Source organism: Sphingomonas sp. CCH9-E2 (assembly GCF_001557215.1).
Classification (GTDB): domain Bacteria; phylum Pseudomonadota; class Alphaproteobacteria; order Sphingomonadales; family Sphingomonadaceae; genus Sphingomonas.
Map to the genome: position 1 here is coordinate 1 of NZ_LSJM01000160.1, position 2615 is coordinate 2615.

The window sequence follows — 2615 nt, forward strand, 5'->3', positions numbered from 1 at the left end:
ATGCTCCAGTTGCTTGAGCATGATGCGGATCTCGGTCGGCGAAAGCGCCCGGTCCTTGGGCGTGAACGTGGCAATCGAAGCCGGACCAACGTCATCGGCCGGGTTCGCGACCTTCTCGCCGTGGAGGATGGCGAAGGCGTAGATCTGCTTCAGGATATCCCGCACATGGATGGCCGTCGCGGGCGCGCCCCGTTCCACGATCTTGGCGCAGTGGGCGCGCAGGTCATCAGGCGTGATTTCGGTCAGCAAACGGTTCTGCCAGACCGGCTTGAGTTCACGCTCGAATATGGCGCGGCGCATGGCGCGCGTGCTGTCCGCCATGGGCGCGCCCGTCAGCCACTTCTCGCCGAACTCGCCGAAGCTCTTGGCCTCCTTGATCCGGCGCTTCTCCCGCTGCTTCTCGATGGCGGGGGACCGCCCCTCGGCGATCATGCGTTTCGCGTCCAGGCACAATTCCCGCGCCCGGGCGAGCGAGATCCCATCTCGGGCGTACTTGCCGAGATGGACAGTCTCCCGCCTGCCGTTCAGCCGATAGTCGAGCCTGAACGAGATGCCGCCTGTCGGCGCGACACGCACATACATGCCGTCACGATCGGTCACCTTGTACATTTTGGCTTTTGGTTTCAGGCACTTGAGTGCCGCATCCGTCAACATTCTGGGCCTCCTCGCGGAAAAGTACCGTCACGCGGTTTTTGGAGGCTTTTGACGGGAATATCTGTTTATGTTCAGCGTATTAGGCTGAAAAAAGTACCGTCATTAGCCTCGGTCGCTATGACGGTACTTTCGATTTTCCGGATGATCAACGGGGGCAGGGTCCGTCAGCGGGCACGACAGACGCGTTTGATGCCCACCGATAGCTCTCGATAGGCCACGGCTGAAATATTTTTGTTTTTCAGGTGGTTACGTCGTATTCTGGCGTAGTTTCGGATACCCTCGGATGGGCAAAAATTATTCCCATTCGATTGTCCCCGGTGGCTTGGAGGTGTAATCGTACACGACGCGGTTGACGCCCTTCACCTCGTTGACGATCCGCGTCGCAACGCGCGTCAGGAAGCTGGCGTCGAACGGGTACACATCGGCGGTCATGCCATCGGTGCTGGTCACCGCGCGCAGGCCGCAGACCGAGTCATAGGTGCGGTAATCGCCCATCACGCCGACCGTCTTGACCGGAAGCAGCACCGCAAACGCCTGCCAGATCGCGTCATAGAGGCCAGCATTGCGGATTTCCTCCAGATACACCGCATCGGCCTTGCGCAGGATGTCGCAGCGTTCCTTGGTCACCTCACCCGGAATGCGGATCGCGAGGCCGGGACCAGGGAACGGGTGGCGACCGACGAAGGCATCGGGCAGCCCCAGCTCGCGACCGAGCGCACGGACCTCGTCCTTGAACAGTTCGCGCAGCGGCTCGACCAGCTTCATGTTCATGCGCTCGGGCAGGCCGCCGACATTGTGGTGGCTCTTGATCGTCACCGACGGCCCGCCGGTGAAGCTCACGCTCTCGATCACGTCCGGATAGAGCGTGCCCTGCGCCAGGAACTCGGCACCGCCGATCTTGCGCGCCTCTTCCTCAAACACGTCGATGAAGGTCTTGCCGATGAATTTGCGCTTCACCTCCGGGTCGGTGACGCCGGCAAGGCCGTTGAGGAACAGAGCCTCGGCGTTCACATGGACCAGTGGGATGTTGTAATGGCCACGGAACAGCGACACGACCTGATCCGCCTCGCCGCTGCGCATCAGGCCATGGTCGACGAACACGCAGGTCAGCTGATCGCCGATCGCCTCATGGATCAGCACCGCTGCGACCGCGCTATCGACCCCGCCCGACAGGCCGCAGATCACCTTTCCAGTGCCGACCTGTTCGCGGATCTCGCGGATCTTGGTCGCGCGAAACTCCGCCATCGTCCAGTCGCCAGCGCAGCCACAGACGTGGCGGACGAAATTGGCGATCAACTTCCCGCCATCCGGGGTGTGCGCGACTTCAGGGTGGAACTGAGTGCCATAGAAGCGGCGTTCATCGTCGGCGATGACCGAGAAGGGTGCGCCGTCAGAGGTCGCGACAATGCGGAAGCCCGGGGCAAAGCGGGTCACCTTGTCGCCATGGCTCATCCAGACCTGATGCCGCTCGCCGACCTTCCACAGGCCGTCAAACAGCACGCAATCCTCGGTGACGGTGATGAACGCGCGACCGAACTCTCCGCCATCGCCGGTCTCGTGCCCGGGGCGGACTTCGCCGCCCAGCTGGTGGCTCATCACCTGCTGGCCATAGCAGATGCCCAGGATCGGCACGCCCGCCTCGAACAGCGCCTCGGGCGCGCGTGGCGATCCTTCTTCGGGGACGCCAGCGGGCGACCCTGACAGGATGATCCCACGCGGCTTCATTCGCTCAAAGGCTTCAAGCGCAGTGGTGAAAGGGGCGATCTCGCTATAGACGCCCGCTTCGCGCACGCGGCGCGCGATCAGCTGGGTCACCTGGCTGCCGAAATCGACGATGAGGATGGATTCGCCGGGCTGTGTCATGGCGAGCCGATAGGAAGCTGCGGCGCGGGTGTAAAGGCACACCATTCCTCCCCTGCCCCGCAGGGGAGGTGGCAGCGCGCAGCGCTGACGGAGGGGCG

At 63.0% G+C, this 2615-nt stretch carries 2 protein-coding genes; both read right to left on the reverse strand.

What is annotated here, in order from left to right; genetic code table 11:
* Positions 1 to 654 (reverse strand): tyrosine-type recombinase/integrase (locus AX681_RS08455; protein ID WP_156456057.1); only part of this gene is annotated, 654 nt, incomplete at its 3' end.
* A gap of 294 nt (positions 655 to 948) precedes the next feature.
* Positions 949 to 2517, reverse strand: a complete 1569-nt coding sequence (gene guaA, locus AX681_RS08460; RefSeq protein ID WP_066659004.1) for a glutamine-hydrolyzing GMP synthase — start codon at positions 2515 to 2517, stop codon at positions 949 to 951.
* Positions 2518 to 2615: the final 98 nt, after the last annotated feature.